We start from the raw sequence: 26,893 nt of genomic DNA, 5'->3' as shown, positions 1-26,893 counted from the left end.
TCCGTAAGTGCCAGCTGTCAGGCCCGCCGCGCATGATGCGAATGGCGTCTCTTATGCGAGTGCTGGCTTCCTGATCCGCACCGTTCCCTTGGCTCGCCGAACCTTACGCGCCGGCTTTGTGAGACGATGCTAAACCAATCAGTCGCGCCGCGCCAGAAGCCGCATCGGGGGCCCTGCCCCAACGCAAGCACGGCGCTGGAGCAGCGCCATGCAAGGTTTCGCCCCTATAGCTGGCGGGAGCGGAGCCGACAGGGGCCGGAGCCGTTTTCACACAAGGCCGCTTGTCGCATGGCCGATGTCGCCATTCTCGAAACACGCGAAAGGGTTCTCGCCGGTATCCTCCTGACCGGCGCCGCCTATTTGCTTTTTTCGACGCAGGACGCTTCGATCAAGCTGCTGGTAGCCGGCATGAGCGTCTGGCAGATCCTGTTCTTCCGCAGCATCACCATACTGACCGCCTGCGCGGCGATCGGCGGACGGCATCTCTATGCGGAGACGGCGCGGTCGCCGATCGTGTGGCCGATGCTGTTGCGCAGCGTCTTCACCCTGGCGGCGTGGCTTTGTTATTACAATGCCGCGCGCAGCCTGCAGCTCGCCGAACTGACCACCGTCTATTACGCGGCCCCGATCATCGTCATCGTGCTTTCGGTGGTGATGCTTGGCGAAAAAGTGCCCATGCTACGCTGGCTGGCGGTGGCGATCGGCTTCGCCGGCGTCTTCGTCGCCTGCGACCCTGCCCATCTCGGCCTGTCCGTGCCGGTGCTGCTGGTGCTGGCCGCCGCTTTCCTGTGGGGCGTCGCCATCGTGCTGTTGCGCAAGACAGCACTTGCCGAGCGCTCGATGATCCAGCTCCTGCTCAACAATTTCTATTTCCTGATATTCTCGGCGGTGCCCGCGCTACTCTGGTGGCAGATGCCCGGCTGGAGCGAACTGCTTCTGCTTGCCAGCGTCGGCGCGCTCGGCGGCTTGGCGCAGTATCTTCTCTTCGAAGGCATGAAACGGACGCCGGCCTCGATCATCGCGCCGCTGGAATACACTTCGCTGTTGTGGGCCTTCGCGCTCGGCTTCGCCATCTGGGGCGACGTGCCGCGTCGCGAAGTGTTTTTCGGCGCTGCTCTCATCATCACCGCAGGGCTGCTGATCGTCGGCGGCGAGCATTTCCGCAAACGGCTGTGACGGGCCAGACTTCTGACACTACGATGTCAGGACAGAACCACGTAAATTGGCTTTCATGACCGATGTAGCAGCCGCCACCGACACCGCAGAACGGACACTTGGCATCATCCTGGTGTCGTCGTCGGCGGCGGTGTTCGGATTGACCGGCGTGCTGACCAAATCGATCCATGCCGATCCGCTGACCATCACCTGCTGGCGCGGTTTCGTCGGCTCGATCCTGATCAGCCTTTATGTGCTGTGGCGCCGCCACCGCTCCGGCAACCGCGAAACGCTGCGGCTCGGCTGGCGCGGCTGGCTGCTGGCGGTGGAAGGCGCGCTGGCCAGCATCGCCTTCATCTGCGCCTTCAAATTCACCTTCGTCGCCAATGTCACGGTCATCTACGCGACGTCGCCTTTCATTGCCGCGCTGCTCGCCTTCCTGCTGGTGCGCGAGCCCTTCCGCCTTCAGACGATGTTAGCCGCCGCCGTCTCGCTTTGCGGCGTTGCGGTCATGGTCTGGTCGAGCTTCAGCACAGGCAATCTGTTCGGAGACGGGCTGGCGCTGCTGATGACGATCGGCAGCGCGCTCTACATGATCATGGTGCGCGCCTTCCGCGACACGCCGGCGGTCTGGGCAGGCGCGGTCTCGGCCCTGCTGTTGTTCATACTCGGCTGGTTCGTCACCGACCCGCTTGCCGTCTCGGCAAGGGATGCCGTGCTGCTCGTCGCCTTCGGTTCGAGCTTTGCGCTCTCCTCGATCCTGTGGACGGAAGGCGCGCGGCTCATCCCGGCGGCTGAATCCGGCCTGCTCGGCTCTGCCGAAGTGCCGTTCGCGATCCTGTTTGCCTTCCTTTTCCTGGCCGAGATACCGCCCGTGGCCAGCATGATCGGGGGCGCAATCGTGCTTTGCGCGGTCTTTGCCCATGCCGGCCGCGACTGGCTGTCGGCAAAGCAGCAACAAGCGCCAGGTCCGTTGTGAAAGCCGAGCCAAAAAAAATTTGCGCAGTCACGGAACCATCATCCGGTTCAGGCATTGTTGAGCCGACGGACCACCCCCCGAGTCCCCCCAAACCCCTCGGTCCGTCCTACTCCAAGCCGACCGCAAGGTCGGCTTTTTCTTTGGCCCCACGCCTGAAGACAGGCAGCTGTCAGCCAAAAAGTCCTGGCACAGCCAGGCCGGCGCCGAGCAGTGCGGCCAAATCCCGCGCCGGGTTCTCGGCATCGGCGCGCAGCCGGATGGCGAATTCGGCAACGGGCACGGGCGGCAGGTCGAACGTGCGCGGTGCTTCGACGATGCCGGAATGGGCAAAGCGCGCGGTGCGCAGCGTCAACGCAATGCCGGCCTTGACCGCCGTGCGCAGGCCGGCCAGGCTCGCGCTGCCGGCCGCAATGCGATAGCGCCGGCCGGCCGAATCGAGCGCCGAGATCGCCGCTTCGCGGAAGCCGCAATGCGGATCGAGCAGCGCAAGCGGCAATTCGTCCTGTCGCGCAGCCAGCCCTTTTTGCGAACAGAGCCACATCATCGGCTCGCGCAGCATGCCGATTTCGTCCGGCGTCGCAGCTTGCCGCATAACGATCGCCAGATCCAGGCTACCGCCCTGAAGGGCTTGCGCCAGCTCGGCGGAGCGGCCGACGCGCAGCTCGATCCTGACGCGCGGATGGCTTTCAGCGAAGGCACGCAGCAGATCGGGCAAGCCGCTGTCGGCGAAATCCTGTGTCGTGCCGATCGCGATGCGTCCATCGGCCTTTGCGCCCTTCAGGCCGAGCCAGGCTTCACGATGCGCTGCAAGGATACGCCGGGCATGGCCGACAAGCTCCTCACCGGTCGGCGTCAGGCTGCGGCCCCTGCCCTGCGGTGCCAGCAGCGGTTCGCCGACAGCCTCTTCCAGCCGCTGCATCTGCGCCGTCACAGCCGACGGTGAACGGCCGACGATAGAGGCCGCCTGCGCCAGCGAGCCGCCGTCGGCGAAGGCGAGGAATGTCCTCAAGAGGTCGGGATCGAGCGTTTTCATGATTCGATATTATCGAAGTATTCTCTGAAAACAATTCGATTTTCATGTTTCCTGGTTGGTGACAGGGTTGCGTCATCGGCTGACAGAGGCCGCCAGAACCAAGGAGAAGGACAATGCCCATCATCAACGTCAGCGTCACCGGGAAGCCCGACGCCACGCTGTCCGCCAGGATCGCCAAGGAGGCGACCGAACTCACCGCCACGCACCTTCGCAAGGATCCGACCATAACGGCGGTTGCCGTCTCCTATCTCGATCCGCAGCACTGGTTCGCCGGCGGCACATCGCTGGCCGAGCATGGGACCAATACGTTCTGGCTCGACATCAAGGTGGTCGACGGCACCAACACCAAGCTCGAGCTGGAAGCCTATCTCAAGGCGATCTTCGCCGCCTTCGGGCGCCTGCTCGGGTCCGTGCACGAAGAAAGCTACGCCTTCGTCCACGAAGTGCCGGCCGCCGCCTACGGTTATGGCGGCAAAACGCAGGAATTCCGCTTCATCAGCGGGAGACTGAAGGCGGCGTAAAGGATGCCGCTTTTGCCCTTCCCTTCGTGAGAGGCGGCAAGAGGCCCTTGCGCATTGACCTTGCCCGCACATCGTCTAGGTTCTTGCCGAAGCGGCCGCAGAGCCGAGGTGCAAGGAACGTTGGGAGAGACGCGGCATGATCCTGACACTGGCGCTGCTTGCGGGTCTGGTCGTGGCCTGGCTGCTGATCGGGGTAGTGGAAAAGTTCCGCCTCGGCCTGCGCTTTGCCCAGGCGCTGCTCTACGTGCCGTTCAAGCTCGCCTACCGGATCAGCGACAGCCGCATGGCAATCGCGCGCGATGCGGCGGCGCCAGTCATCTATGTCATCTCACATCAGTCGCACTTCGAACCGGCGCTGATGCTGTCGCTGCTGCCTGACGACACGCTGCACATCCTCGACGGAGCCTCGGCCAGGGCACCATGGCTAGAGCCGTGGCGCGAGCTTGGCCGCACCATCGCCTTCAACGCCGAACACGTCTTCGTCAGCCGCAGGCTGGTGCGCGTGCTGAAGGGCAAGGGCCGGCTTGCCGTCTACCTGCCGAACGCGGTCGAGCCCGACGTCAAGTCGTTCCGGCTGTTTCGCGCTGTCACGCGCATCGCCATGCAGGCCGACGCCCGCATCGTGCCGATCTTCGTCGGCGGCGCCCGCGACCTTCCGGTCTCGTTGACGCCGGCCAGCATCGTGCCAAGGCGCTGGTTCCCGCGCCTGTCGATCAGCGCATTGGAACCAATGACCATTGCCGAGCTGGTGGCGCGCATTCCCGAGCAGGCCTCGAACACCAACGCGCTGTTCGACCGCTTCGCCGAGGCGCGCTTCGCAGCCGCCGATCTCGATCGCGGCCTGTTCCTGGCCATGCGTGACGCCGCAACCAGGGTCGGCGCATCGCATCCGATCATCGAGGACGTCGTCTCGGGCGCGCTCAGCTATCGAAAACTGTTTATCGGCGCGCGCGTGCTGGGCAGGCGTTTCGAGACGGTGACGGCGCCCGGCGAAGCGGTCGGCCTGCTCCTGCCCAACGCCAATGGCGTGGTGCTGTCCCTGGTCGGGCTGCTCTCGGCCGGGCGGGTGGCCGCGATGATCAACTACACCGCGGGTCCGGCCAGCGTCACCGCCGCCATCCGCACGGCGGTGATCCGCACGGTCGTCTCCTCCCGCGCCTTCATCGAGAAGGCCGACCTCGGCGATATCGTGACGGCGGTCGAAAAGGGCGGCGCGAAATTTCTCTGGCTGGAGGATACACGCGCAAGCGTGACGGCGCTGGAAAAGCTTACCGCCGCCTTGCTGTGGCGCTGGCCGCTGCAGCGCCAGGACGCAGCCAAACCCGCGGTCATCCTGTTCACCTCCGGTTCGGAAGGCACGCCGAAGGCGGTGGTGCTGTCGCACAAGAACCTTTACGCCAACGCCATGCAGGCGGAAGCCCGTATCACCATCTCGCCGGCCGATATCCTGCTCAACGTATTGCCTGTGTTCCACTCCTTCGGGCTGACGGGCGGCACCATCCTGCCGCTGGTTACAGGCGTAAAGCTGTTCCTTTACCCTTCGCCTCTCCATTACAAGATCATCCCCGAGATCGCCCGTAAGGTGAAGCCGACGGTCATGTTCGGCACCGACACTTTCCTCGCCAATTACGCGCGCACCGCCAAGGACGGCGATTTTTCCAGCCTGCGCTTCGTCGTCGCCGGCGCCGAAGCGGTGAAGCCGGAAACCCGCCGCACCTATCGCGAGCGTTTCCAGGCCGAGATCATCGAAGGCTTTGGGCTGACCGAGGCCGCGCCCGTGGTTGCCGTCAACACCGCCATCCATAGCCGCGACGGCACCGTCGGGCGGCTGCTGCCGGCCATCCGCATGAAGCTCGAACCCGTCGACGGCATCGATGGCGCCGGCCGTCTGTGGCTCGACGGCCCGAATATGATGATGGGCTACATGACCGCCGACCGACCGGGCGAATTGCAGCGGCTCGAGGGCTGGCACGACACCGGCGACATCGTCTCGGTCGACCGCGAGGGCTTCATCACCATTCGCGGCCGGGCCAAGCGTTTCGCCAAGATCGCCGGCGAGATGGTGTCGCTGGGTGCGGTCGAGATGCTGGTGCAGTCGCTGTGGCCGGAAGAGCGCCATGCCGCCGTGGCGGTGCCCGACAAACGGCGCGGCGAGCGCATCGTGCTGGTGACCACCGCCGACGATGCGAGTGCCGAGGAACTGCGCCAATTCGGCAAGAAGGCCGGGGCGGCCGAACTGATGGTGCCCAACGACATCGTCAAGGTGGAAGAGATCCCGGCGCTGGGCTCGGGCAAGACCGACTACGTGTCGGCCCGCAGACTGGCCATCGATCGTCTGGGGCTGAGTGCGGCGGCGTAGGCGAACGGCCTGAAGGGTCGTCTCGCCTAAATCGCAGGCCCGGGCGCAAAGCGTTGGCGTTCAATGCACCCTCTGTCGCCTTCAAAGAGGGATAACAGCGTTATCCTATATCCGAAGGCGGCACCTGCTCGCCTTCCAGCCTGGCGCGCTTCGAATAGGCACGCACGCTGAAGGGCAGGAAGAGGAGATAACCGGCGACGGAGGCCGTCAGCGTGTACCAGGGATAGGTCATCAAGAGCAGGATGTAGAGCACGACCCCCAGGATGACCGGCAATACCTTGTCACCCGGCACCTTGACGCTCTTACCCGAATAGACCGGCAAACGGCTGACCAGCAGGAAGGCGACCAGTACGGTGAAGCCGGTGGCGATGAAGGCGGCCGGGCGGCCGGGCTCCAGCCCAAGCCGCAGGAAATACAGATAAAGCGGCAGCATCACCAGCACGGCGCCCGCCGGCGCCGGTACCCCAACGAAATATTCGGTCTGCCATGCCGGCCGCTCGGCCTTTTCCTCGTCAAGAACATTGAAGCGGGCGAGCCGCATGCCGCAGGCGATGGTGAACAAAAGGGCGGCAATCCAGCCCGGCGATCCCGCGCGGTCGAGCAGGAAAGCGTAAAGCACCAGCGCGGGTGCGACGCCGAAATTGACGATGTCGGCCAGCGAATCCATCTGCGCGCCGAATTTCGACGTCGCCTTCAGCATTCGCGCCAGCCGGCCGTCTATGCCGTCGAGAAACGCGGCGAGCAGTACCATGACCACCGCGGGCTCGAAGCGGTTCTCGAAAGCGAAGCGGATGCCGGACAAGCCGGCACAGATGGCGAGCACCGTAACCAGATTGGGCAGCACCATGCGCATCGGGATTTCGCGGATGCGCGGGCCGCCGCTGGCATGTGCCTCGAATTTCTTGAACGGCGCGCCCACCGGTCAGGATATCCGCACGAGAGGCGTGGCGGCGATACCGCCGAATTCCGCCAGCACCGTTTCGCCGGCGACCGCCGTCTGGCCGACGGCCACGCGTGGTGTCGCCGCCTCCGGCAGGAAGACGTCGACGCGCGAGCCGAAGCGGATCAGGCCGAAACGCTCGCCGATGGCGATCGAGCCGCCGGTCTCGGCCCAGCAGACGATGCGCCGCGCCACGAGGCCGGCGATCTGCACCGCCGCGACGGTGCCGTTGGGGCTGTCGATGACCAGCCCGTTGCGCTCGTTCTCGGTGCTTGCCTTGTCGAGTTCGGCATTAAGGAACTTCCCGGGCCGATGCTCGATACGGGAAATCTTGCCACGCACCGGGGCGCGGTTCACGTGGCAGGAAAAGACGTTCATGAACACCGATATGCGGGTCATTTCGGCATTGCCGAGGCCAAGCTCGCGCGGCGGCACGGCCGGGCCGACCGCCGAGATGACGCCGTCGGCGGGGCTCACCACCAGACGGTCGTCGACCGGCGTCACCCGCTCGGGATCGCGGAAGAAATAGGCGCACCAGGCGGTGAGGATGAGCCCGATCCAGAACAGGATCGAGGAGAAATAGCCGAGGAAAAGCGTGCCCGCGCCAAAGGCGGCGATGAACGGATAGCCCTCGCGATGGATCGGTACGAACGCGTTCTTGACCGTATCGACAAGGCTCATGGGATGGGGCAGTCCCTGTTTCAGGTCCGGCCTCAATAACCGAAACACCCTCTGCCCGCAACGCGACAATGGCGAGGGAGGGGCGCGCAGTAGCCTTTTAGAATTGTCGGCCGCCATGTCGGCAAGCCATACGCTCGCCCGTCCTTGGCAGGACAGTGCCCCGCGACGCCTTCGGAACGGTGACGTGGGTCACGCAGCCAAGGAGCCAGCCAATGTCATCCGTTGCCGAGAACGCCAAGATTATTGCCAAGGGCCTCGCTTTCGGGGAATCGCCGCGTTGGCATGAGGGACGCCTGTGGCTCTGCAACTGGGGTACCGGAGAGATCGTCGCCGTGAGCGACGAGGGCAAGAGCAGGGTGATGCTCACCGTGCCAGCGGTCCTGCCCTACTCCATCGACTGGCTGCCGGATGGCAGGTTGCTCGTGATTTCAGGCCGCGAAGGCCTGCTGCTAAGGCAGGAGGTGGATGGCAGGCTCGTCACCCATGCCGATCTGCGCGACCTTTCGAAAAGCCCCTGGAACGAGATCGTCGTCGATGGGCGCGGCAATATCTATGTCAATGGCGGCGGCCCGGCGCCGGCACCCGGCCAGCATTTCGGCCCGGGCACGATCGTGCTGATCACGCCGGACGGGACGGCCATGCAAGTGGCTGGGAATATCGCGTTTGCCAATGGCATGGCTGTGACCCCGGACAACAGGACGCTGATCATTGCCGAGTCCCACTCCAACCGGCTGACCGCCTTCGACATAGCCGCCGACGGCACTCTGGCTAATCGGCGGGTGTGGGCCGATGTCGACGGCTATCCCGATGGCATCTGCCTCGATGCCGAAGGGGCGGTCTGGTACGCGGATGTTCCCAACAAGCGCTGTGCGCAGGTACGCGAAGGCGGTGAAGTGATGCAGACCGTGACCGCCGATCGCGGCTGCTTCGCCTGCATGCTGGGCGGTGTCGACGGCAGGACGCTGTTCATCACCGCAGCCGAGTGGCGCGGCTTCGACCACATGACAAGCGACGCCCGCACTGGTCAGGTGCTGGGCGTCGCTGTTTCCTCGCCTGGCGCGGGATGGCCGTCTTACATTTCGGTCACACGCTGATTGGCGAAAGCGACGGAGATAGCCAACGCCGCTACGACAGCTCCGACGTGCGCCTGCGCACCACCACACCCAGTTCGTCGCTTTCGCGGGCGATGCGCAGACGCTCCTCGGCTTCGGTCGCCTCGCGCTGGCGGTCCCACATCGAGGCATAAAGCCCGTGCTTGCGCATCAGATCGGCATGTGTGCCGCGTTCGGCGATCTGGCCGTCCTTGAGCACGATGATTTCGTCGGCCGTGATCACCGTCGACAGCCGGTGGGCGATGACGATGGTGGTGCGGCCCCGGCTGACCAGGTCGAGCGCGGCCTGGATTTCCTGTTCGGTATGGCTGTCCAGCGCCGAAGTCGCCTCATCGAGCATCAGGATTGGCGGCGCCTTGAGGATGGTGCGGGCAATCGCCACGCGCTGCTTCTCGCCGCCGGAAAGCTTCAGCCCGCGCTCGCCGACCATCGAGCGGTAACCCTCGGGCAGCCGCTCGATGAAGGGGCCGATCTGGGCGAGTTCGGCCGCCTTGCGCACCTCCTCCTCGCTGGCGCCGATGCGGCCGTAGCGGATGTTGTAGGCGATGGTGTCGTTGAACAGCACGGTGTCCTGAGGCACCATGCCGATCGCCGCGCGCAGGCTCTCCTGCGTCACCTCCCTGACATCCTGGCCGTCGATCAGCACCTGGCCCGACTGGATGTCGTAGAAGCGGAACAGCAGCCGCGAGATGGTCGACTTGCCCGCGCCCGAAGGACCGACGATGGCGACGGTCTTGCCGGCCGGCACCTCGAAGCTGATGCCTTTCAGGATCTTGCGGTTCGGGTCGTAGGAGAAATGCACGTCACGGAATTCGACCTTGCCGGCCTCGATCGCGAGCGGCCTGGCATCAGATTTGTCGACGATCTCCTGCGGCACGTCGAGCAGGTCGAACATCTGCTCGATATCGGTGAGGCCCTGGCGAATCTCGCGGTAGATGAAGCCGATGAAATTGAGCGGCACCGAGAGCTGCATCAGCATGGCGTTGATGAAGACGAAATCACCGACGGTCTGCGTGCCACGTTGCACTTCGAGCGCGGACATGCACATCACGATGACCGTGCCCAGCCCATAGATGACGCCCTGGCCGAAATTCAGCCAGCCGAGCGACGTCCAGATTCTCGTCGCCGATATCTCGTAGCGCGCCATGGAGCGGTCGAAGCGCTCGGCCTCCATGGCCTCGTTGTTGAAATATTTGACCGTCTCGAAATTGAGCAGAGAGTCGATCGCCTTGGTGTTGGCGTCGGTGTCGCTGTCGTTCATGTCGCGGCGGATCGAAATGCGCCAGTCGCTGGCGCGAACCGTGAACCAGACATAGAGCCAGACGGTGACCGCCACCACGGCTACGTATTTCCAGCCATAGGTGTAGGCGAAGATGCCCGTGGTCAGCGCGAATTCGAGGATGGTCGGCGCCGTGTTGAGCATGATGAAGCGCACGATCGTCTCGATGCCCTTGGTGCCGCGCTCGATGATGCGCGACAAGCCGCCGGTGCGCCGTTCGAGATGGAAGCGCAGGGACAACTGGTGCATGTGGACGAAGGTGCGGAAGGCAAGCTGGCGCACCGCGTACTGGCCGACGCGGGCAAACAGCGCGTCGCGCAACTGGTTGAAGCCGAGTTGCACGAGCCGCACCACATTGTAGGCGACAACCAACATGACTGGGGCGAGCAGGAAGGCGGGCAGCGGCGGCGTCGATCTGCCGTCACCGGCCAAGGCGTCGGTCGCCCATTTGAAGAAATAGGGTCCCGCGACCAATGTCAGCTTGGCAACCACCAGCAGAATTGTCGCCCAGGTGACGCGCGCCCGCAGATCGGCACGATCCGCCGGCCACATATAGGGCCAGAGGTTAAGCAGCGTCTTGAAGGTCGGGGAATCGGCGGAGACGGTTTTTTCGGCCACTTTTCTTGCCTTTTGGGTGAGAGGGTCAGCGGCTGGTCGAGCAGGAAACGACGAGCGCGCTCAGCGAAGCCGACACGCCGGCAAGCGCGGCTTGGTCCACCTCGTAGCGCGAGCGCTGGCGGTCAGGCGCGAAGCGCACCAGCCCCGCCTCGACCAGGATCTTCAGATGCTGCGAGACGGTCGACTGGGCGAGATCGAGATGGTCGACAACGTCCCGACAGCAGCAGAAACCGCTGGCGGACAGGCGTTTCAGGATCTCGATGCGCGCAGGGTGCGAGAGCGCGGCGAAGCGGGCCGCGATGGAGTGGCTGTCGGTGGTGCAAGAGGTTGGCGCGCTCGTCGCGCGGTCCAATTCAGGCAGGGATTCGGTCATCGTTCATCGGCGATAGACGATGAACGATGACGAGGCAAGCTGGCCGGATGGGGAGATTGCAGGCGGAGGGCTGCGAAGGATCGGCTTCGGAACGGCTTGCAGCCGCCCCGCTGACGCTTGCCTACTCCGTCTTCGCCGAATGCGTCGTCATCTGGTCACCCATCGCTTTGAGGTCGGCGGCCTCGCCTTCCTTCGACCGTGGCGGGACCTTGAACACCTGTCCCGGCCAGATGCGGTCGGGATTGCGGATCTGGTCCTGGTTGGCGAGATAGATGGTCGAGTAGCGCATGCCATAGCCGTAAACGCGCCGCGAAATCCGCCACAGCGTGTCGTGACGGCGGATGATCACGGCTCCATTGGCATGTTCGAGCTTAGGTGAAACGGTCTCGGCCACATCGGAAGGCGGCGTAGCCGCTGCATCGGCCGGAGCCGGTTCCGCCGGGTTGGCGGGCGCTTCAGCGGCAGCCGACGGTTCGGCAGACTTTGCATCGGCCGCCTTGGATCCAGCAGGCGCCACGGCAGCGACCGCCTCGCCCGGTTCGCGCTCGAACGGTACGGCGGCGCGGGCCACCACCTTCACCCCGTCGGCATCGAGGCCATCGACACGGATGGTGTAACTGCCGACCGGCACGTCGCGCCTCGCCTCAACCAGGAAGTGGCCATTCGGCGATGCCTGCGCCTCGCCAAGCAGGATGTCGTTGGCATAGGCGCGCACCTTGCGGCCCGGGTCGGCGAGGCCGGCGACAAAAATCTTGCTGCCGTCAATCTCGACCGCTTCGACGACGATCTTGGGTTCAGCCACGGATGGCGCGGGCGGCGTTGTCGGCGCCGCAGGAGCAGGCGTTGCTTCGATGGCGGCGGACGTGCCTGGCGCCGGAGCCGCGGCTGCAGGCGCTTCCGATGTTGTCTGCGGCTGGGGCACGGTCAGCAGTTCGGCCGGCTTGCCCGGTTCCTCGACCATGGCCAGCACCTGGCCGCTCGCATTGGCGGGAATGGAGACGACGGCCGTCTGGGCGGAAGCGGTCGCGACATCGCCGGCGGTGGAGCGCAAGGCAATCGTATAGTCACCAGGCTTCAGCGGATCATCGAGCACGATGACGAAGGCGCCATCCGGACCGGCGACCGTCGAGCCGATCACGGTCGAACCGTTGAGGATCTCGACCTTTGAATTGGGCGCGGCATTGCCGGCGACGACGATCGAACCATCGCCTTCAACGCGCACCACGTCGAAGGTCGGGGCGATCGGACCCGCGACGGCAGGCGCGGTTGCCTCAGAGGTGGGAGCGGACGGTGCCGCAGCCTGCGGCAGCCGCGCTTCCGTGCCCGGATTGGCCGGCTCCGGCGCCACAGGCGGAGCCTGCGCCGCGACGTCCGCCGGCGGCGTGCGATTGAAATATGGGTCGAGCGCGCCCGACACATAGGCGGTTCCCGCGACCGCAACGGTCCCACCCGCCGCGAACAGAAACGCCTTCAACGGATTGATCGCCATCTACTTCCCTGCCCCTTAGCCACCTAACGCCGGTCTAGCCTGTTTTACCATCACCGACAAGAAAAAGCCCGGACTTCTCGGCCCTTAGGGCTTGACCGCGCTTTCAGACCCAATCACCAATCATCGGCATGAATACGATTCGATCCGTCTGCGTGTATTGCGGCTCGTCTCCGGGCCGTGATGAAACCTATGCCAAGGCTGGTCACCTGCTCGGGCGATCGCTTGCGCGCTCCGGCCTCAGGCTGATCTATGGCGGCGGCACCAAAGGTATCATGGGCGCCGTCGCTGAAGGCGCGCTCAAGGCCGGCGGCAAGGTCACCGGCATCATTCCCCGCTTCCTGATCAACAGGGAAGCAACCGAAACCGCGCTAGACCGGCTCGACGAGCTCGTGATCACCGAAAACATGCACGAGCGCAAACATAAGATGTTCGAGAAATCCGACGCCTTTGTGGCGCTGCCGGGCGGCATCGGCACAGTCGAGGAGATCGTCGAGGTCATGACCTGGGCGCAACTTGGCCATCACCGCAAGCCGATCGTCTTCGGCAATGTCGGCGGATTCTGGGATCCCATGCTGGCGCTTATCGACCATATGGCAACCGAAGGCTTCATTCACACCGCACAGCGGGTCAAGCCGCTGGTCGTCAATGACCCCGAGGCAATCGTCGCCGCCATCATGGTGGCAGGCTCCTCGGTCGATGCGCCGACGGAGGGCGTGCAGTCGGTGATAGACAAGATGTAAGGCAGTAGCTGAAGACAGAACCTACTGCCCTACTGCCCTACTGCCCTACTGCCCTACTGCCCTACTGCCCTACTCCCCTACTCCCCTACTCCCCTACTCCCCTACTGCCGGCCAGCCGCAGATCAGCGATTACCGCCCGCCGATCTTGGCGCCGCCAGGCAAAATGGATCGAGACCTTGCGCTCGAACCATGGCAGGTCCCGAAACAGGATCCCGGGAGGCGCGGCGATGCGCAGGCTCGACTGGACGGTGGCAAGGCCGAGGCCGGCGCTGACAAGGCCGAGCGAGGTCAACGGGTCCGCCGTCTCATAGGCGATATCGGGCAGGAAACCCGCCTTGGCGCAGGCGGCCAGGAACTGGCCGCGATTGGTGTCGTCGGGCTGGCGCACGACGGTGATCCAGACGCGGCCGTCGAGATGGTGCGGCTGGATATCGGCCACTTCGGCGAGCGGATCGTCTTCGCGCATCGCCAGCACCAGCGGCTCGTGGCGCAGCGGCGTGCTGGCGATATCGGGATCGTCTGCGGCGGGCGGCGAATAGACCAGGCCCAGATCCAGCGACCGCTGCCGCAGTTCCTCGATCTGCGCCGCCGAGCGCAGGCTTCTCAACTGGAGATGAAAATCCGGCCGGTCGCGGCGGAATTGGCGTAGCATCGCGGCGACAAGCCCGGCATGCACGGCGCCTTCGACATAGCCGATGGCAAGACGCCCGACAGACCCTCTGGCAAGGTTTCGACCAAGTTCCTCCAGCCGGCGCGCGTTTGACAGCAGCGCGCGGGCCTCGGCGAGAAAGGCGCGGCCCTCGGCATTGAGATGGACGCGCTGTTTTACCCGTTCGAACAGGGTCACGCCAAGCTGCTGTTCAAGCTGCATGATCTGCCGGCTCAGCGGTGACTGCGAAATATGCAGCAGTTCGGCGGCGCGACCGACATTGCCGGTTTCCGCGACGGCGACGAAATATCGGATCTGGCGCAAGTCGAACATTTTTGCTCCACGGCATCAAGTCCCCAAAGGTCTCAACTTTAGCCTAATCAATCTTGGACAGTCTGACCACCCAGCGCCATACCTGCTGTGATCAACCGCTGACAAACAGGAGACCAACATGCAGTTCTTTGCCCTTCTCACCCGCAACACCGAAAAATTCACCGATGCCGATTTCGCGCCGCTGCTGCCCGGCGAGGCCGAGCAGCGGCGCACGCTCTACGCCCAGGGCGCGGTTCGCCAGGTCTGGAACCGTGGCGACATTCCCGGGAGCGGCATGATGTTCGAGGCGGCCAGCGATGCCGACGTGCGCAGTCATCTCGGCAGCTTGCCGCTGGTCAAGGCCGGCATGATGGACATTGCCGCAATCGTGCCGCTGAACCCTTATCCCGGTTTCGGTCCGAAGCGCTAAGTGTGGCAGTCGCAATGCGGTGGCGGCGAAAGGCGCCGCCGCACTGACGCGGCCGCTGGAGAGAGTGTGATCGGCTGTCAAGGAACCGTCACACGAAACCCCGCCGCCCATGCTAGATGTTGCAATCACGCGCCGCCAAGCGGTGCGATGCTCGAAATATGCATCCGGCACTACACCATGGATACTGCTCTCGCCCCGGAAGGCGCCGACCTGTCGCCCTACCTGCCAGACGAGCATGGGCTGTTCTTCATCTATCATTTCACCGCCGACGGCCTGCGCACCAAGGATGCCGCCGGCGCGCATTGGACGTGGCGCAGCTACCAGCTTTCCGACATGCGCGCACGCCACGAGATCGCCGCCGAACAGGCCCTGCCGGCGCCAGTGCGCGAGGCCTTCCTGTCCGCCAGCCATGGCTGCCACATCGACCTCGAGGATGACTGGCTCTACGGCGACCTGCCGGACCTGCGTCACGACTATTCGGCGGAAGCCGGCGGGCTCGGCCATTTCCGTTTCGCCCTCAACGACACCATGCTGGTCGGCGCCCGCAAGCAGCCCTTGCAGTCGGTCGACAATATCCGCAAGGCGATCGAGAACGGCTCGCGCAAGTTTCGCTCGCCGGCCGAGCTGATCGAGGCGGTCGTGGGCCAGTCGTTCGACGGCATGGCGGTGGAACTCGCTGCACTTGGCGACAGTCTCGACGGCATCGAGGACCGCATCGTCTGCGACGCATGGCACAATGAGCGGCAGGCGCTCGTCGATGCGCGCCGGCACCTGGTGGTGATCCACCGGCAGATGGCGACCCTGACCAATCTGTTTCGCCATCTCGACCATTCGCACCGCAACGACCTGCCCGATTCGATCAACGACATGGCAGCACGGCTTTCGCACCGCGCGCAGACGCTGCACTATGATGGCGAGCAGTTGCAGGCGCGCGCCAGGCTGTTGCAGGACGAGCTGATGGCCAAGCTGACGACGCAGTCGAACCGGCTGCTCTACGTGCTGTCGGTGATGACCGCAGTGCTGTTGCCAATGACGATCATCTCGGGCCTGTTCGGCATGAATGTCGGCGGCTTGCCGCTGGTCAACACGCCGATAGGCTTCTGGGTGGTGACCGCGGTTTCGATGCTGATCGCCGGAGCGACCTATCTCTTCGTCAGGCGGCTCGGGCAGATGTAGCCCGGCGCGCCGTCGCCAGCATCGACCAGGAATACATGGCCAGCGCCGCCCAGATCAGGGCAAAGGCGACAGCCTGGGTGGTGTCGAACGGCTCTTTGAAGATCAGCACGGCGATCAGGAACACAATGGTCGGCGCAATATATTGCATGATGCCTATGGTGGAGAGACGCAAAAGCCTGGCGCCGAATGCGAACAGCAGCAGCGGCACCGCGGTCACCGGCCCGCAACCGGCCAGCAACGCCGCATCGACGCCGTTGCCGGAAACGAAATGGTCCTGTCCGGTGGCGATCAGCCAGGCGATATAACCCAAGGCCGGCACCGACAACAGAAGCACTTCGAGCAGAAAACCCTGGCTGGGGCCGATCGGCAGCGTCTTGCGGAAAAAACCGTAGGCGGCGAAGGAAAAGGCCAGCGCCAGCGATACCCATGGCAACTTGCCAGCCTCGATCGTCAGCACGGCGACCGCGATCGCCGCAAGCACCACGGCCGCGATCTGCAGCCGATCGAGCCGCTCGCCGAGCAGCAGGGCGCCGACCACGACGCTGACCAGGGGATTGATGTAATAGCCAAGGGCGGTTTCTACGGTGCGGTCGACGGCGATCGCCCAGACGTAGACGCCCCAATTGACCGAGATCAGCGCCGCCGTCAGCGCCGCCATGGCGATCGTGCGGGGCGAACGGATTGCCGCCTTGAAATCCGCCGTGCGGCCGGCCCAGACCAGAACCGCGGCGGCGATCGGCACCGACCAGACGATGCGGTGGGCAATCACCTCGGCAAGCGGCAGGTGCGCAACCGCTTTCATGTAGAAAGGCAGCAAACCCCACAAGAAATAGGCACCCAGCGCCAGCAGGAAGCCGCGGCGGGCTTTTGAAACTGCGTCCTGGGTAATTGCTTCAGCGGCCATGGCCCAACGCTATGGCCCAGTAACCTTGGCAAGACCATCGCAAAGTTCTGATGGATCAATGGACTTTCGCTGATGGTTCAAACTTACTCCGCCGCCACCAGACCCGCCATGTCCCGGTTCTTCATCAGCTTGTAGATGATGGAATCCATCAGCGCCTGGAACGAGGCGTCGATGATGTTTTCGGAAACGCCGACCGTCCACCAGCGGGCACCGGTCGCATCATGCGATTCGATCAGAACGCGAGTGATCGCCTCGGTGCCGCCATTGAGGATACGCACCTTGAAGTCGGCGAGTTCCAGATCGGCGATTTCGCCCTGGTATTTGCCGAGATCCTTGCGCAGTGCGATGTCGAGCGCATTGACGGGGCCGTGCCCCTCGGCCACCGACATCTTCTCCTCGCCCTCGACCAGCACCTTGACCACCGCCTCCGACACCGTCTTCAACTGGCCATTGGCATCGAAGCGGCGTTCGATCATGCAGCGGAACGAGGTGACATGGAAGAACTCGGGCAAACCGTGCAGCATCTTGCGTGCCAGAAGCTCGAAGGAGGCGTCGGCGCCCTCATAGGCATAGCCGGAGGCCTCACGCTCCTTGACCACCGATATCAATGCGTCGAGCCGGTGATCGTCCTTCGGCACATCGATGCCGCGCCGCTTCAGCTCGGCCAGGAAATTGGCCTTGCCGCCCTGGTCGGAAACCATGACGCGGCGGCGGTTGCCAACCGCTTCCGGCGGCACATGCTCGTAGGTCGCAGGTTCCTTGGCGAGCGCCGAAGCGTGGATGCCGGCCTTGGTGGCGAAGGCGGAAGCGCCGACATAGGGCGCCTGCGCCTCCGGAGCGCGGTTCAAGAGTTCGTCGAAGGCGCGCGACAAGCGCGAAATGCCGGTAAGCGCCTCGGCGGAAATCCCCGTCTCGAAACGGTCGGCGAAGGCCGGCTTCAACGCCAGCGTCGGCACGATGGAGATCAGATTGGCGTTGCCGCAGCGTTCGCCAATGCCGTTCAGCGTGCCCTGGATCTGGCGCACGCCCGCTTCGACCGCGGCCAGCGAATTCGCCACCGCCTGGCCGGTGTCATCATGGGCATGGATGCCGAGATGGTCGCCGGGAATGCCCGCGGCGACGACCCTTTTGACGGTTGCGCGTAGTTCCGAGGGCTGCGTGCCGCCATTGGTGTCGCACAGCACCACCCAGCGCGCGCCGGCATCATAAGCGGTCTTGGCGCACGCCAGCGCATAATCCGAATTGGCCTTGAACCCGTCGAAGAAATGCTCGCAATCGACCATCGCCTCCTTCCCCGCGGCAATGGCGGCTTCCACCGAGGCCTTGATGGACTCCAGATTCTCCTCATTGGTACAGCCGAGCGCCACACGGACATGATAGTCCCAGCTCTTGGCGACAAAGCAGATGGCGTCCGACCGCGACTGGACGAGTGCGGCAAGCCCGGGATCGTTGGAAGCCGACACCCCCGCCCGCTTGGTCATGCCGAAGGCGACGAACTTTGCCTGCGCGGTGCGCTTCTCCCTAAAGAAGGCCGTGTCGGTCGGGTTGGCGCCGGGGTAACCGCCCTCGACATAGTCGAGGCCGAATTCGTCGAGTAGCTTGGCGATGGCGATCTTGTCCTCGACCGAGAAGTCGATACCGGGCGTCTGCTGGCCATCGCGAAGTGTTGTGTCGAAGAGGTAGAGGCGTTGCTTTTTCATCGTCCTGTGGGCGCTTGAACGCCCCCCTCTGGCCTGCCGGACATCTCCCCCTCAAGGGGGGAGATCGGCAGTTCGAATGTCCCGCCATCACCTGCGGCGCTGAAAATTTGCGAAACCCCAGGTGATGGCCAATCTCCCCCTTTGAGGGGGAGATGGCCGGCAGGCCAGAGGGGGGTGAGCGCCGACATCAGTTTTTCCCCACAAACCGATCCGTCGCCCGGATCAGCCGGTCCAATATCCCTGGCTCGGAATAGGCATGGCCGGCACCCTCGATCAGGTGAAAATCCGCCTTCGGCCAGGCCTTGTGCAGCGCCCAGGCGTAGCGTGCCGGGCACGGCATGTCGTAGCGGCCGTGGACGATGGTGCCGGGAATGTCCTTCAACTTCCAGGCATCGCGCAGCAACTGTCCCTCCTCCAGCCAACCGGCATGGACGAAGTAGTGGTTCTCTATGCAGGCGAAGGCGACGGCGTAGTCGTCCTCACCAAACGGTCCGCTGGTCTCCGGCTCGGGCAAAAGCGTGATCGTCTCGCCTTCCCACAGGCTCCAGGCGCGGGCCGCCTCGATCTGCGCGTTTCTGTCGGACCCCACCAGCCGCTTGCGATAGGCGGCCATCAGGTCGCCGCGCTCGGCCTCGGGGATCGGCGCCAGGAAGCGCTCCCACTTGTCGGGAAACATCTCGGAGACGCCGAACTGATAGTACCATTCGAGTTCGGGGCGGGTCACCGTATAGATGCCCCGTACGACGAGCTCACTGACGCGTTGCGGGTGCGTCTCGGCGTAGGCGAGCGCCAGCGTCGAACCCCAGGAACCGCCGAAGACCAGCCATTTGTCGAAGCCGGCCATTTCGCGCAGGCGCTCGATATCGGCGACCAGGTGCCACGTGGTGTTGGCCTCCAGCGAGGCATTCGGCGTCGACTTGCCGCAACCGCGCTGGTCGAACAGGATGACGTCGTAGAGATCGGGATCGAACAGCCGCCGATGCTTTGGCGAGATGGTGCCGCCCGGCCCGCCATGCAGGAATACCGCCGGCTTGGCGCCTTTGGTGCCGGAGCGTTCCCAATAGACCTGGTGGCCGTCGCCGACGTCGAGCATACCGCTCTCGAAAGCTTCGATCTCGGGATAAAGCGTGCGCAGTTCAGAGCTCATAGTTGCAAACCTTTGGACGGCCAGTCCGTCGTTTCATGGTCGGGATGCTGGAAGGAGATGATCTCCTCCTGCCTTGCGTAATAGTCTGGATCCTGGTGGACGGGCTGTTCGAAGATCGTCTCCACCCAAGGCAGCCGCCCGGCGTAATTGACCTGGATCTGCGGCGCCAGGTCGGAGCGATCGTCGAAGGCGCCGATGGCGATCTCCAGGCCGCCGGGCTGGCGGTAGGTCAGCGGCGTGCCGCAGCGGGCGCAGAAACCGCGATCGATGTTGACCGAGGACTGGAAATAGCTCGGCTCCTCACGGGTCCATTCGACGCCGTCCTTCGGCGCTGTCACCAGGGCGCCGAAAAAGGAACCGAACTGTTTCTGGCACATGCGACAGTGGCAGATGGACGGGCGTCCAAGCTTGCCTTTGATGCGGAAGCGCACGGCGCCGCACTGGCAGCCGCCGGTTCGAATGGTCTCGCTCATGATGTTTTCTCCGGCGGCCATTGCTCGGTGTCGTGGTCGGGATGCTGGTAGGAGACAAGCTCTGCCAGATAGGGGGCCGAACCCATATCCGCCATCGTATCCTCGCCCGGCAATTCTGGAATGGAATCGACGTAAGGCAGCTTTGCCTCGGTGCCCCATTGGATGGTCGGCGCGATATCAGCCGGAGCGTCGAAGGCGGCAATCGCCAGCGCCATGCCGTCCGGCGCCTCGAAAGTCAGCGGCGTTCCGCATTCGGCGCAGAACCCACGCCAGGCAGCGTTCGACGAGCGGAAGCGCTTGGGCTCGCCGCGCGTCCAGTCCACCTTGGCGCCGCGCACCGAGACCAGCGGAAGGTAGAAATTGCCGCTCGCCTTCTGGCACATGCGGCAATGGCAGACCGAGGCATCGCCGAGTGCGCCCTCGACGCGAAAGCGCACGGCGCCGCACTGGCAGCCGCCGGTGTAGATCGGCCGGTTGTCGAGGCTCATGGCAGGTCACTCCGCATCATGGCAGACGGCCTCGACATTGTTGCCGTCGGGATCGAACACGAAGGCGCCATAGTAGTCCGCATGATAGTGCGGGCGCAGGCCCGGCCCGCCATTGTCCTTGCCGCCGGCGGCGAGAGCGGCAGCATGGAAAGCATCAACCTCGGCGCGGCTGCGCGCGGTGAAGGCAACGTGCTGGCGGGCCTTTTGGCCCTCCTTGCCTTCCTGGAGCCAGAACACCGGCCGATCGCGGCCGTAGCCACCGACCTTGGCGCCGCCGGTGTATTCCAGCGGCACCATATGGAGCAGCGAGGCCCCAAGCGGCGCCATCGCCTTGTCATAGAAAGCCTTCGAAGCGTCAAAGTCAGCAACGTCGATGCCGAGATGGTCGATCATGGAACGAACTCCTCCGTTGCTGGTTCCGGCATTTCCGCGCCAGCCAGGCCGGCCGCAATCACGATGTGCTGACAGACATTGTCGATATCCCGGATCACGTCATCATTCCAGAAGCGCAGGGCGGTCCAGCCGCTGGATGTCAAGTAGGCGGTCCGTGCCTCGTCGCGTTCCGCGTGCTCAGCGTCTGCATGCTGGCTGCCGTCGACTTCGACGATGAGGCGATGAGCTGAACAAGCAAAGTCCACGATATAGGGGCCGATCGGCACCTGCCGGCGAAAGCTTAGCCCCATCAGCCGATGAGCGCGAAGTTCATTCCATAGCTTTAATTCGGCGTCGGTCATGACGCGACGCATGGACTTTGCGTTCTTGCGCTGGCGTGCGGGAACGAGGTCGTGCCCCATGGCTAGACAACACCACGCTGAAGATTAGCGAAACCGCTGATAGCCGTCATCAAAGCCTCCGCCAACTTTGAAACGATGCTCTGCAGCGCCCTCACCGCTTCACCTCCCACGTTGTCACACGCGCGCCCGTGACCGGGTCCTTGCCGTCCTTCAGTTGCACGCCTTGCGCCAACAACTCGTCGCGGATGCGGTCGGCTTCGGCCCAGTTCTTGGCGGCGATCAATTCCAGGCGCCTGGCGATCGCCTTGGCGACCGCGGCTTCGTCGACCTTGGCCGCCCCCACATCGAAACCCAGGAAGGCAAGCGCACCCTTCAGCGAGGCCGCTGCGGCGTTTTCGCCATCGCCGCTGAAGTCGACCGCCTCGCCGGCCAACTGGGTCAAAACCTGGAAGGCGGCGTAGGTGGCGAGATCATCCGACAACGCCTGCACGACCTCGTCCGGCAATTGCCCGACCGCCGGCGCCAGATCGGCCGCGCGTTTCCACTTGCGCAGCGTGTTCTCCGCTTCCTCGAGCTTGCGCACGGAAAAGTCGATCGGTTCGCGATAATGGGTCATCAGCATAGCCAGCCTGAGCACCTCGCCGGGCCATTTGCGGCCGCCGAACGTTTCGGTCTCCAGCAGCTCGTTGATCGAGTAAAAATTGCCGAGGCTCTTCGACATCTTCTGCCCTTCGACCTGCAGGAAGCCGTTGTGCATCCAGATGTTGGCCATCACATCGGTGCCGTGCGCGCAGCGTGACTGGGCGATCTCGTTCTCGTGGTGCGGGAAGATCAGGTCGAGACCGCCGCCATGAATATCGAAGACCTCGCCCAGATAGGCGGCGGACATGGCCGAGCATTCGATGTGCCAGCCCGGCCGGCCCCTGCCCCATGGGCTCTGCCAGCCCGGCTCCTCCGGGGACGACAACTTCCACAGCACGAAGTCGCCAGGATTCTTCTTGTGCGCGTCGACTGCAACGCGAGCACCGGCCTGCTGCTCGTCGAGATTTCGCTTCGACAACTGGCCGTAGTCGGGCATCGAAGCGGTGTCGAACAGCACTTCGCCTGCGGCAACATAGGCATGGCCGCGTTTGATCAGGCTTTGAATCAAGGTGATCATGTCTGCCTTGCCGTCGGCACGGGGCTCGACGAACTCGGTGGCGCGCGGCTCGACTGTTGGCTCCAGGCAGCCGAGCGTCGCGACGTCCTTGTGGAATTGGCCCGCGGTCTTCTCCGTCACCCGCCTTATCGCCTCGTTAAGCGACAGTCTGCCGGCTGATATCTCGCTGCCGAAATCGCGCAGTGCGCGTGCGTTGATCTTGTCATCGACATCCGTGATATTGCGCACATAGGTGACGTGCGTCTCGCCATAGAGATGGCGCAGCAGCCGGAACAGCACGTCGAAGACGATCACGGGCCTGGCATTGCCGATATGGGCGAAGTCGTAGACGGTCGGACCGCAGACATACATGCGCACGTTCAGCGCGTCGATCGGGACGAAATCCTGCTTCGCGCGCGTCAGCGTGTTGTAGAGGCGCAGGCCCTTCGATGCGTCAGACATTCCATGCCTTTCCGGTTCAGAACTTTTGCCTGGATGAAGCCAGCTCCGCGCCGTGGCGCAAAACGGACTCCAGCCTGCTGGCCGGGGCGTTTGTCCAATCTAGGGGAAGATGAGGCGAAAACGTCCGGACCAGCGCGAAGCTAGCCAATAATGCAAATGCCACAAATGGCGAAAGACGTTTTCATAGGCGGCTTTATCGCCTTGGCCAGTGTTGCCGTCAAGTCGCTTATCCCGAGAAAAACGACGCCAGAACCTGCAAATGCGTCGCCCGATCACACGGAATCAGCCACTGAAACATTTTATTAAACATGTCGGCACAGTCATGAAACATACGCCGGCTAGATCAACCTGCGTCACGATTTGGTCGGATTCGGCCGCCAAACGCAGACACGGAAACGTTATCTGGGAAGAGACACATGCCTCGAAGCAAGCAGGAAGCCAACCGCGCCAAGCAACCAGCGCTGGCAAACCATTATCGCGCAATCGGCCCGGCCGCGATCGTCGCCGCCCTGCTCCACACCGCGAAGAAGAAAAAGCCGGTGCAGAAAATCGTATCGCCCCGCGCTGCCTGAAGCGGTGCGCGATCGGCCCAAGGGTCGGAACGAGGCGCCAAACCGCACCTCGAACAGAGTTCTTGCTAAAACAGCGTCATCTGACTGTCGTCCGCGCCGGGTTTCCGGCGCTTGACCTTCTCGGGCTCGGGCCCGATCTCCCCCTTCTCCTGAATCTCCGGCCCGGTGTTGGCGACCTTGTTGACGAGGTCGGAGACCGGAATCGCTTCGAAGAAGTCGCGTTGCGCCGGCCGCAACAGGTCGGCGACGTCGCGCGGCTCAAGTCCGCGGCAATCGAGCCAGCGGGTGAAGTCTTCAGGTGCGATCACCACGGGCATGCGGTCATGGATATGCGCGACGTCGGCATTGGCCTCGACCGTCAGAATGGCGCCGGTGTCCAACTCCGAGCCGCCCGGTTCCGCATAGGTTTCAACCAGCCCGGCAAAGGCGACCAACCCGCCATGCCGCGGCCTGATCCAGTAAGGCTGCCCCTTCCTGCCGCCCGCCTCTCCGGGCCGCGCCTGGCGCCATTCGTAAAAACCTGATGCCGGCACCAGCGCCCGGCGATGGCGCATGGCGGCTTTGAACGAGGCCTTTTCGATCACGCCTTCGGAGCGTGCGTTGAACAGCAGCGGAAATTCGCCGACATCCTTTACCCAGGCGGGGATCAGGCCCCAGCGCACCAGCATCGGCCGGCGGTCCGGCAGGTTGGAACCCGGCGCCCGCGGCGGGCCTGAGATCGCCATCAGCACCGGCTGCGTCGGCGCTATATTGTAGCGCGTAGGAAACTGCTCCACCTCCGCCAGCCCGAGGAAAGCGGCTGTCTGGTCCGGTGTCGCGGTCAAGGCAAAACGTCCGCACATGTCTATTGGTCCTGATGTCCGGTTTCGAAAGTGGCGATGGAACAGCAGCACTGCAACCGTTAAAGCTGTCCGGCGTCGGCCGGTCCACAACAGGCTGCCGTAAATCAGGGCGATCGGATATCCATGGACGAAGTGCGAAAAGTCATTCCCGCGGTCTCGGTCGCCGTTGTGCGCGGCGACGCCGTGCTTCTGGTCAAGCGGGCGCGACAACCCTCGCAAGGGTTCTATGCATTCCCGGGCGGCAAGGTCGAAGCCGGTGAGACGCTGGAACAGGCGGCACGGCGCGAATTGCTGGAGGAGACGCAATTGCAGGCCGAAAACTACCGACGGCTGCGCGAAATCCTCATCGACGGCACGCTCGACGGGCATCCGGTCGATTACCTGCTGACGGTGTTCGGTGCGGCCCATGCCGGCGGCGAGGCCGTGGCCAGCGACGACGCCGAGACCGCCGCCTTCTACACGCTGGCCGAAATGGCTGATCTGCCGCTTGCCGGTTCGGTGCTCGCGGTCGCCGAGGAACTGCTCGGACGGCCGTCGCAAACCCCTGAGCGACCCTGAAATCCGGAATTCCCCCGGCACAATCGCCTTGCAGGCGGCAAATTGTTTGGCCAGATTGACTTATGCGTTGCCTTCCTCTCCTTCTCGCGACATGCCTTGCCGTCAGCCCTGTGGCGGCACGACCGGCGTTCAGCGCCGAGGCACCCTTCGAACCGGGGCTGATGCGGCTGGCGGAGGTTCTGGGGTCGCTGCATTTCCTGCGCAATCTGTGCGGCGAAAAGGGCGACCAGTGGCGCGGCGAGATGCAGAAGCTGCTCGAATCGGAGAACCCGGATCCGCAACGGCGCGCCCGCTTCATCGCCAGCTTCAATCGCGGCTACCGCTCATTCGGCGGCACCTACACGCAATGCACCGCGTCGGCGACCGAAGCCATCGGCCGCTACATGAAGGAAGGCGAGACCCTGTCGCGCGACATCGCCTCGCGCTACGGCAACTAGCGCATGTCGCCCAAGGTACCCTGGCAAGAGCGCATCCGGCCTTCATCAACAGATATCCGGTCCATTGGCCGCGACTGCGGGCATATCCAGCTTGTGTCGAGAACTGTCATGGTGCAATCCTTTTGTTGCGCTTATGCAACAGCGTTAATGAAACGTTAGCGCGCGGATGTGGAATTAACTCAAACTGAAGGTTTTCACCCCGCAGGCACGCCTAATCGGCTAAGTTTGACCAGGATTGAATGCAGCTTCGCAAGCGCAACCGGCCTCCTGTAAAGAACGATCAAAAAAATGTCGTATTTACAAAGACTTATTTGCGGCTGCGTGTAAACGGAACAGATCAAGCCTGATCCATCGACGGATCGCTGCTTGCAAGGGTGGACATCGCTTATGGAACATGGTGTCAACGACATCGACGCGCTGGTCAGGGAAGAAAAGCGCCTGACCGCGGTGGAGAGCCACAGCGAGGCCTGGGCCGAAGGTCTTTCGGCAGGCATAGAACCCGAGATCATCGCCGAAGCGGCGCTTGAAACCGCGTTCGGCGAAATGCTGCGCGCCAACGGCGAGACATCGGCCCTTGCCCTGCTCGACCGCATGCGTGAAAAGGTGATTGCTGGCGCCTTCGAACCCGAACGGCTGCGGCACTGAACCGACGTCCGGTTCTTTGACGGCAAATGCCGCTCGGGCATCATGCCCGGAAGCAGGGAGAAACGGGCAGTGGATTTTTCGATGTCAGGCAAGCCGCGCGGCTTGGTCCTTTGCATCTGTTTCGCCGCGTGCAGTGCCGCAATTCCCTTGGTTGCGTGTCTGACAGGCAGTCCCGCTTATGCGCTGAGCGAGATCAAGCGCGAAGAATTCCCCTCGCCGGCCCAACCGATGGTGGACGACGACGTGTCGCCGCCGGGAAGCACCGTGCCGATACCCGATCCGGTCGGAACGCCATCTTCGACGAGCCAGCCAACCGCCCCGGACAAAGCCGAGCCGGTCACCCCGCCGAACGGCGACGGTGCCACCAACAGGCCGCGCGTCGATCCCGACGCGCCCACGCCGGAGGTCGTCTACGACCTCGGCAAGCTGCCTGAACCGGTGCGGCGCATGCATGACCTGATCATCGAAGCCTGCGAGAGCGGCGACATCGAAAGACTGAGGCCTTTGATCGGCAAGGGCGACGGCATGACCCAATTGTCGCTGACCGACATAGATGGCGACGCCATTACCTTCCTCAAGGGGCTCTCCGGCGACCAGGATGGCCAGGAGATTCTTGCCATACTGGAGGAGGTGCTCAATGCCGGCTATGTCCATGTCGATGCCGGCACGCCACAAGAGCTCTATGTCTGGCCGTATTTCTTTGCCCTACCCCTAGACAAGCTCGACGCCAGGCAACGGGTCGAGCTGTTCAAGATCGTCACCGCGAGTGACTTCGACGACATGAAGCAGTTCGGCGCCTACATCTTCTACCGCGTCGGCATCACGCCCGCTGGGCAATGGACGTTTTTCGTCGCCGGCGACTGAAACTCGGACACGCGAGTGCCTATTCGTGCGGATCGCCTCGTCGAATGGCTGCATCGGGCCCGTTAATATTCCAGTTGCGGAGA

The 26,893-nt window shown here is 63.8% G+C and carries 29 protein-coding genes; 13 read left to right on the top strand and 16 right to left on the bottom strand.

The genetic code is table 11. The features are described from left to right. Positions 1–288: 288 nt before the first annotated feature. Positions 289–1,176: a DMT family transporter gene (locus tag FJ953_RS13750; RefSeq protein WP_140624547.1), complete on the top strand. Its 888-nt coding sequence runs from the start codon at positions 289–291 to the stop codon at positions 1,174–1,176. A gap of 55 nt (positions 1,177–1,231) precedes the next feature. Beyond that, the gene (locus tag FJ953_RS13745) at positions 1,232–2,134 is read left to right on the top strand and encodes a DMT family transporter (protein ID WP_140624546.1); all 903 of its coding nucleotides are present in this window, start codon (positions 1,232–1,234) and stop codon (positions 2,132–2,134) included. A gap of 169 nt (positions 2,135–2,303) precedes the next feature. Here FJ953_RS13745 and FJ953_RS13740 read toward each other — a convergent pair whose 3' ends face one another. Then, a complete protein-coding gene (locus FJ953_RS13740; RefSeq protein WP_140624545.1) occupies positions 2,304–3,167 on the bottom strand; it encodes a LysR substrate-binding domain-containing protein in 864 nt (287 codons plus the stop codon). Between the two features lie 113 nt (positions 3,168–3,280). On the opposite strand from FJ953_RS13740, the gene FJ953_RS13735 reads away from it, so the two are divergent. Continuing rightward, positions 3,281–3,688, top strand: a complete 408-nt coding sequence (locus FJ953_RS13735) for a 4-oxalocrotonate tautomerase family protein (RefSeq protein WP_140494501.1) — start codon at positions 3,281–3,283, stop codon at positions 3,686–3,688. Between the two features lie 136 nt (positions 3,689–3,824). After that, complete coding sequence (locus FJ953_RS13730; RefSeq protein ID WP_140624544.1) at positions 3,825–6,047, top strand: AMP-binding protein; 2,223 nt, start codon at positions 3,825–3,827, stop codon at positions 6,045–6,047. Between the two features lie 100 nt (positions 6,048–6,147). Here FJ953_RS13730 and FJ953_RS13725 read toward each other — a convergent pair whose 3' ends face one another. Both FJ953_RS13725 and FJ953_RS13720 read right to left on the bottom strand, forming a co-directional pair. Continuing rightward, entirely contained in the window at positions 6,148–6,966 is an 819-nt protein-coding gene (locus FJ953_RS13725; RefSeq protein ID WP_140494505.1) for a phosphatidylcholine/phosphatidylserine synthase, read from the bottom strand. A 3-nt stretch (positions 6,967–6,969) separates the two neighbouring features. Beyond that, positions 6,970–7,668: a phosphatidylserine decarboxylase gene (locus FJ953_RS13720; RefSeq protein ID WP_140624543.1), complete on the bottom strand. Its 699-nt coding sequence runs from the start codon at positions 7,666–7,668 to the stop codon at positions 6,970–6,972. Between the two features lie 212 nt (positions 7,669–7,880). Here FJ953_RS13720 and FJ953_RS13715 point away from each other — a divergent pair, with 212 nt between their 5' ends. After that, positions 7,881–8,762, top strand: a complete 882-nt coding sequence (locus FJ953_RS13715) for an SMP-30/gluconolactonase/LRE family protein (protein ID WP_140555771.1) — start codon at positions 7,881–7,883, stop codon at positions 8,760–8,762. 31 nt (positions 8,763–8,793) lie between these two features. Here the strand turns inward: FJ953_RS13715 and FJ953_RS13710 are convergent, their stop codons facing one another. The 3 genes from FJ953_RS13710 to FJ953_RS13700 form a co-directional block, all read right to left on the bottom strand. Then, on the bottom strand, positions 8,794–10,677 hold the full coding sequence (locus tag FJ953_RS13710; RefSeq protein WP_140624542.1) for an ABC transporter ATP-binding protein/permease: 1,884 nt from the start codon (positions 10,675–10,677) through the stop codon (positions 8,794–8,796). Positions 10,678–10,702: 25 nt separating this feature from the next. Further along, positions 10,703–11,050 (bottom strand): metalloregulator ArsR/SmtB family transcription factor, encoded by a 348-nt coding sequence (locus FJ953_RS13705; RefSeq protein ID WP_140624541.1) that lies wholly within the window; start codon positions 11,048–11,050, stop codon positions 10,703–10,705. 121 nt (positions 11,051–11,171) lie between these two features. Continuing rightward, on the bottom strand, positions 11,172–12,539 hold the full coding sequence (locus FJ953_RS13700) for an Ig-like domain-containing protein (protein ID WP_140624540.1): 1,368 nt from the start codon (positions 12,537–12,539) through the stop codon (positions 11,172–11,174). Between the two features lie 128 nt (positions 12,540–12,667). Between FJ953_RS13700 and FJ953_RS13695 the strand changes: the two genes are divergently transcribed. Beyond that, on the top strand, positions 12,668–13,279 hold the full coding sequence (locus tag FJ953_RS13695; RefSeq protein WP_140494518.1) for a TIGR00730 family Rossman fold protein: 612 nt from the start codon (positions 12,668–12,670) through the stop codon (positions 13,277–13,279). A gap of 85 nt (positions 13,280–13,364) precedes the next feature. Here the strand turns inward: FJ953_RS13695 and FJ953_RS13690 are convergent, their stop codons facing one another. Beyond that, the gene (locus FJ953_RS13690; protein WP_140624539.1) at positions 13,365–14,261 is read right to left on the bottom strand and encodes a LysR substrate-binding domain-containing protein; all 897 of its coding nucleotides are present in this window, start codon (positions 14,259–14,261) and stop codon (positions 13,365–13,367) included. A gap of 118 nt (positions 14,262–14,379) precedes the next feature. Here FJ953_RS13690 and FJ953_RS13685 point away from each other — a divergent pair, with 118 nt between their 5' ends. Both FJ953_RS13685 and FJ953_RS13680 read left to right on the top strand, forming a co-directional pair. Then, on the top strand, positions 14,380–14,670 hold the full coding sequence (locus FJ953_RS13685; RefSeq protein ID WP_140555775.1) for a muconolactone Delta-isomerase family protein: 291 nt from the start codon (positions 14,380–14,382) through the stop codon (positions 14,668–14,670). 177 nt (positions 14,671–14,847) lie between these two features. Beyond that, positions 14,848–15,846, top strand: coding sequence for a transporter (locus FJ953_RS13680; RefSeq protein ID WP_140624538.1), 999 nt, complete (start codon positions 14,848–14,850; stop codon positions 15,844–15,846). On the opposite strand, the gene rarD is transcribed toward FJ953_RS13680, so the two are convergent. The 8 genes from rarD to cysS form a co-directional block, all read right to left on the bottom strand. Continuing rightward, positions 15,824–16,750, bottom strand: a complete 927-nt coding sequence (gene rarD, locus FJ953_RS13675; protein WP_140494526.1) for an EamA family transporter RarD — start codon at positions 16,748–16,750, stop codon at positions 15,824–15,826. The genes FJ953_RS13680 and rarD overlap by 23 nt on opposite strands. 83 nt (positions 16,751–16,833) lie before the next feature. Further along, a complete protein-coding gene (gene cimA / locus FJ953_RS13670; protein ID WP_140624537.1) occupies positions 16,834–18,450 on the bottom strand; it encodes a citramalate synthase in 1,617 nt (538 codons plus the stop codon). 187 nt (positions 18,451–18,637) lie between these two features. Next, the gene (pip, locus tag FJ953_RS13660; RefSeq protein ID WP_140559468.1) at positions 18,638–19,597 is read right to left on the bottom strand and encodes a prolyl aminopeptidase; all 960 of its coding nucleotides are present in this window, start codon (positions 19,595–19,597) and stop codon (positions 18,638–18,640) included. Further along, on the bottom strand, positions 19,594–20,070 hold the full coding sequence (locus FJ953_RS13655; RefSeq protein ID WP_140559467.1) for a GFA family protein: 477 nt from the start codon (positions 20,068–20,070) through the stop codon (positions 19,594–19,596). The genes pip and FJ953_RS13655 overlap by 4 nt, the downstream gene beginning before the upstream one ends. Continuing rightward, positions 20,067–20,558, bottom strand: coding sequence for a GFA family protein (locus FJ953_RS13650; protein WP_140494536.1), 492 nt, complete (start codon positions 20,556–20,558; stop codon positions 20,067–20,069). Before FJ953_RS13650 ends, FJ953_RS13655 begins: the two co-directional genes overlap by 4 nt. A gap of 6 nt (positions 20,559–20,564) precedes the next feature. After that, positions 20,565–20,951 (bottom strand): VOC family protein, encoded by a 387-nt coding sequence (locus FJ953_RS13645; RefSeq protein ID WP_140580914.1) that lies wholly within the window; start codon positions 20,949–20,951, stop codon positions 20,565–20,567. Next, positions 20,948–21,352: an endonuclease domain-containing protein gene (locus tag FJ953_RS13640; protein ID WP_140624536.1), complete on the bottom strand. Its 405-nt coding sequence runs from the start codon at positions 21,350–21,352 to the stop codon at positions 20,948–20,950. Before FJ953_RS13640 ends, FJ953_RS13645 begins: the two co-directional genes overlap by 4 nt. Positions 21,353–21,443: 91 nt before the next feature. After that, complete coding sequence (cysS, locus tag FJ953_RS13635) at positions 21,444–22,892, bottom strand: cysteine--tRNA ligase (protein WP_140624535.1); 1,449 nt, start codon at positions 22,890–22,892, stop codon at positions 21,444–21,446. 416 nt (positions 22,893–23,308) lie between these two features. Here cysS and FJ953_RS13630 point away from each other — a divergent pair, with 416 nt between their 5' ends. Then, the gene (locus FJ953_RS13630; RefSeq protein ID WP_140494544.1) at positions 23,309–23,464 is read left to right on the top strand and encodes a hypothetical protein; all 156 of its coding nucleotides are present in this window, start codon (positions 23,309–23,311) and stop codon (positions 23,462–23,464) included. A gap of 65 nt (positions 23,465–23,529) precedes the next feature. On the opposite strand, the gene FJ953_RS13625 is transcribed toward FJ953_RS13630, so the two are convergent. Beyond that, positions 23,530–24,306 (bottom strand): SOS response-associated peptidase, encoded by a 777-nt coding sequence (locus FJ953_RS13625; RefSeq protein ID WP_140624534.1) that lies wholly within the window; start codon positions 24,304–24,306, stop codon positions 23,530–23,532. Between the two features lie 123 nt (positions 24,307–24,429). Between FJ953_RS13625 and FJ953_RS13620 the strand changes: the two genes are divergently transcribed. The 4 genes from FJ953_RS13620 to FJ953_RS13605 all read left to right on the top strand — a co-directional run bounded on the left by FJ953_RS13620 (position 24,430) and on the right by FJ953_RS13605 (position 26,810). Then, positions 24,430–24,864: an NUDIX domain-containing protein gene (locus FJ953_RS13620; RefSeq protein ID WP_140494548.1), complete on the top strand. Its 435-nt coding sequence runs from the start codon at positions 24,430–24,432 to the stop codon at positions 24,862–24,864. 62 nt (positions 24,865–24,926) lie between these two features. Beyond that, the gene (locus FJ953_RS13615; RefSeq protein WP_140494550.1) at positions 24,927–25,301 is read left to right on the top strand and encodes a TIGR02301 family protein; all 375 of its coding nucleotides are present in this window, start codon (positions 24,927–24,929) and stop codon (positions 25,299–25,301) included. A gap of 387 nt (positions 25,302–25,688) precedes the next feature. Next, on the top strand, positions 25,689–25,946 hold the full coding sequence (locus tag FJ953_RS13610; RefSeq protein WP_008874920.1) for a hypothetical protein: 258 nt from the start codon (positions 25,689–25,691) through the stop codon (positions 25,944–25,946). A 69-nt stretch (positions 25,947–26,015) separates the two neighbouring features. After that, on the top strand, positions 26,016–26,810 hold the full coding sequence (locus FJ953_RS13605) for a hypothetical protein (RefSeq protein WP_181175019.1): 795 nt from the start codon (positions 26,016–26,018) through the stop codon (positions 26,808–26,810). The last annotated feature ends 83 nt before the right edge of the window (positions 26,811–26,893 follow it).

It is taken from the genome of Mesorhizobium sp. B2-3-6 (genome assembly GCF_006442305.1).
In the GTDB taxonomy this organism is placed as follows: Bacteria; Pseudomonadota; Alphaproteobacteria; order Rhizobiales; family Rhizobiaceae; genus Mesorhizobium.
Note: the sequence above shows the minus strand (reverse complement) of the source record. Positions and strands in the feature narration are given on the sequence as shown.

Excerpts from the sequence above, each read along its gene's own strand:
- FJ953_RS13750 (WP_140624547.1), top strand. The coding sequence starts at position 289 with ATGGCCGATGTCGCCATTCTCGAAACACGCGAAAGGGTTCTCGCCGGT.
- FJ953_RS13745 (WP_140624546.1), top strand. The coding sequence starts at position 1,232 with ATGACCGATGTAGCAGCCGCCACCGACACCGCAGAACGGACACTTGGC.
- FJ953_RS13740 (WP_140624545.1), bottom strand. The coding sequence starts at position 3,167 with ATGAAAACGCTCGATCCCGACCTCTTGAGGACATTCCTCGCCTTCGCC.
- FJ953_RS13735 (WP_140494501.1), top strand. The coding sequence starts at position 3,281 with ATGCCCATCATCAACGTCAGCGTCACCGGGAAGCCCGACGCCACGCTG.
- FJ953_RS13730 (WP_140624544.1), top strand. The coding sequence starts at position 3,825 with ATGATCCTGACACTGGCGCTGCTTGCGGGTCTGGTCGTGGCCTGGCTG.
- FJ953_RS13720 (WP_140624543.1), bottom strand. The coding sequence starts at position 7,668 with ATGAGCCTTGTCGATACGGTCAAGAACGCGTTCGTACCGATCCATCGC.
- FJ953_RS13715 (WP_140555771.1), top strand. The coding sequence starts at position 7,881 with ATGTCATCCGTTGCCGAGAACGCCAAGATTATTGCCAAGGGCCTCGCT.
- FJ953_RS13705 (WP_140624541.1), bottom strand. The coding sequence starts at position 11,050 with ATGACCGAATCCCTGCCTGAATTGGACCGCGCGACGAGCGCGCCAACC.
- FJ953_RS13700 (WP_140624540.1), bottom strand. The coding sequence starts at position 12,539 with ATGGCGATCAATCCGTTGAAGGCGTTTCTGTTCGCGGCGGGTGGGACC.
- FJ953_RS13695 (WP_140494518.1), top strand. The coding sequence starts at position 12,668 with ATGAATACGATTCGATCCGTCTGCGTGTATTGCGGCTCGTCTCCGGGC.
- FJ953_RS13690 (WP_140624539.1), bottom strand. The coding sequence starts at position 14,261 with ATGTTCGACTTGCGCCAGATCCGATATTTCGTCGCCGTCGCGGAAACC.
- FJ953_RS13685 (WP_140555775.1), top strand. The coding sequence starts at position 14,380 with ATGCAGTTCTTTGCCCTTCTCACCCGCAACACCGAAAAATTCACCGAT.
- FJ953_RS13680 (WP_140624538.1), top strand. The coding sequence starts at position 14,848 with ATGGATACTGCTCTCGCCCCGGAAGGCGCCGACCTGTCGCCCTACCTG.
- rarD (WP_140494526.1), bottom strand. The coding sequence starts at position 16,750 with ATGGCCGCTGAAGCAATTACCCAGGACGCAGTTTCAAAAGCCCGCCGC.
- cimA (WP_140624537.1), bottom strand. The coding sequence starts at position 18,450 with ATGAAAAAGCAACGCCTCTACCTCTTCGACACAACACTTCGCGATGGC.
- pip (WP_140559468.1), bottom strand. The coding sequence starts at position 19,597 with ATGAGCTCTGAACTGCGCACGCTTTATCCCGAGATCGAAGCTTTCGAG.
- FJ953_RS13655 (WP_140559467.1), bottom strand. The coding sequence starts at position 20,070 with ATGAGCGAGACCATTCGAACCGGCGGCTGCCAGTGCGGCGCCGTGCGC.
- FJ953_RS13650 (WP_140494536.1), bottom strand. The coding sequence starts at position 20,558 with ATGAGCCTCGACAACCGGCCGATCTACACCGGCGGCTGCCAGTGCGGC.
- FJ953_RS13645 (WP_140580914.1), bottom strand. The coding sequence starts at position 20,951 with ATGATCGACCATCTCGGCATCGACGTTGCTGACTTTGACGCTTCGAAG.
- FJ953_RS13640 (WP_140624536.1), bottom strand. The coding sequence starts at position 21,352 with ATGGGGCACGACCTCGTTCCCGCACGCCAGCGCAAGAACGCAAAGTCC.
- cysS (WP_140624535.1), bottom strand. The coding sequence starts at position 22,892 with ATGTCTGACGCATCGAAGGGCCTGCGCCTCTACAACACGCTGACGCGC.
- FJ953_RS13630 (WP_140494544.1), top strand. The coding sequence starts at position 23,309 with ATGCCTCGAAGCAAGCAGGAAGCCAACCGCGCCAAGCAACCAGCGCTG.
- FJ953_RS13625 (WP_140624534.1), bottom strand. The coding sequence starts at position 24,306 with ATGTGCGGACGTTTTGCCTTGACCGCGACACCGGACCAGACAGCCGCT.
- FJ953_RS13620 (WP_140494548.1), top strand. The coding sequence starts at position 24,430 with ATGGACGAAGTGCGAAAAGTCATTCCCGCGGTCTCGGTCGCCGTTGTG.
- FJ953_RS13615 (WP_140494550.1), top strand. The coding sequence starts at position 24,927 with ATGCGTTGCCTTCCTCTCCTTCTCGCGACATGCCTTGCCGTCAGCCCT.
- FJ953_RS13610 (WP_008874920.1), top strand. The coding sequence starts at position 25,689 with ATGGAACATGGTGTCAACGACATCGACGCGCTGGTCAGGGAAGAAAAG.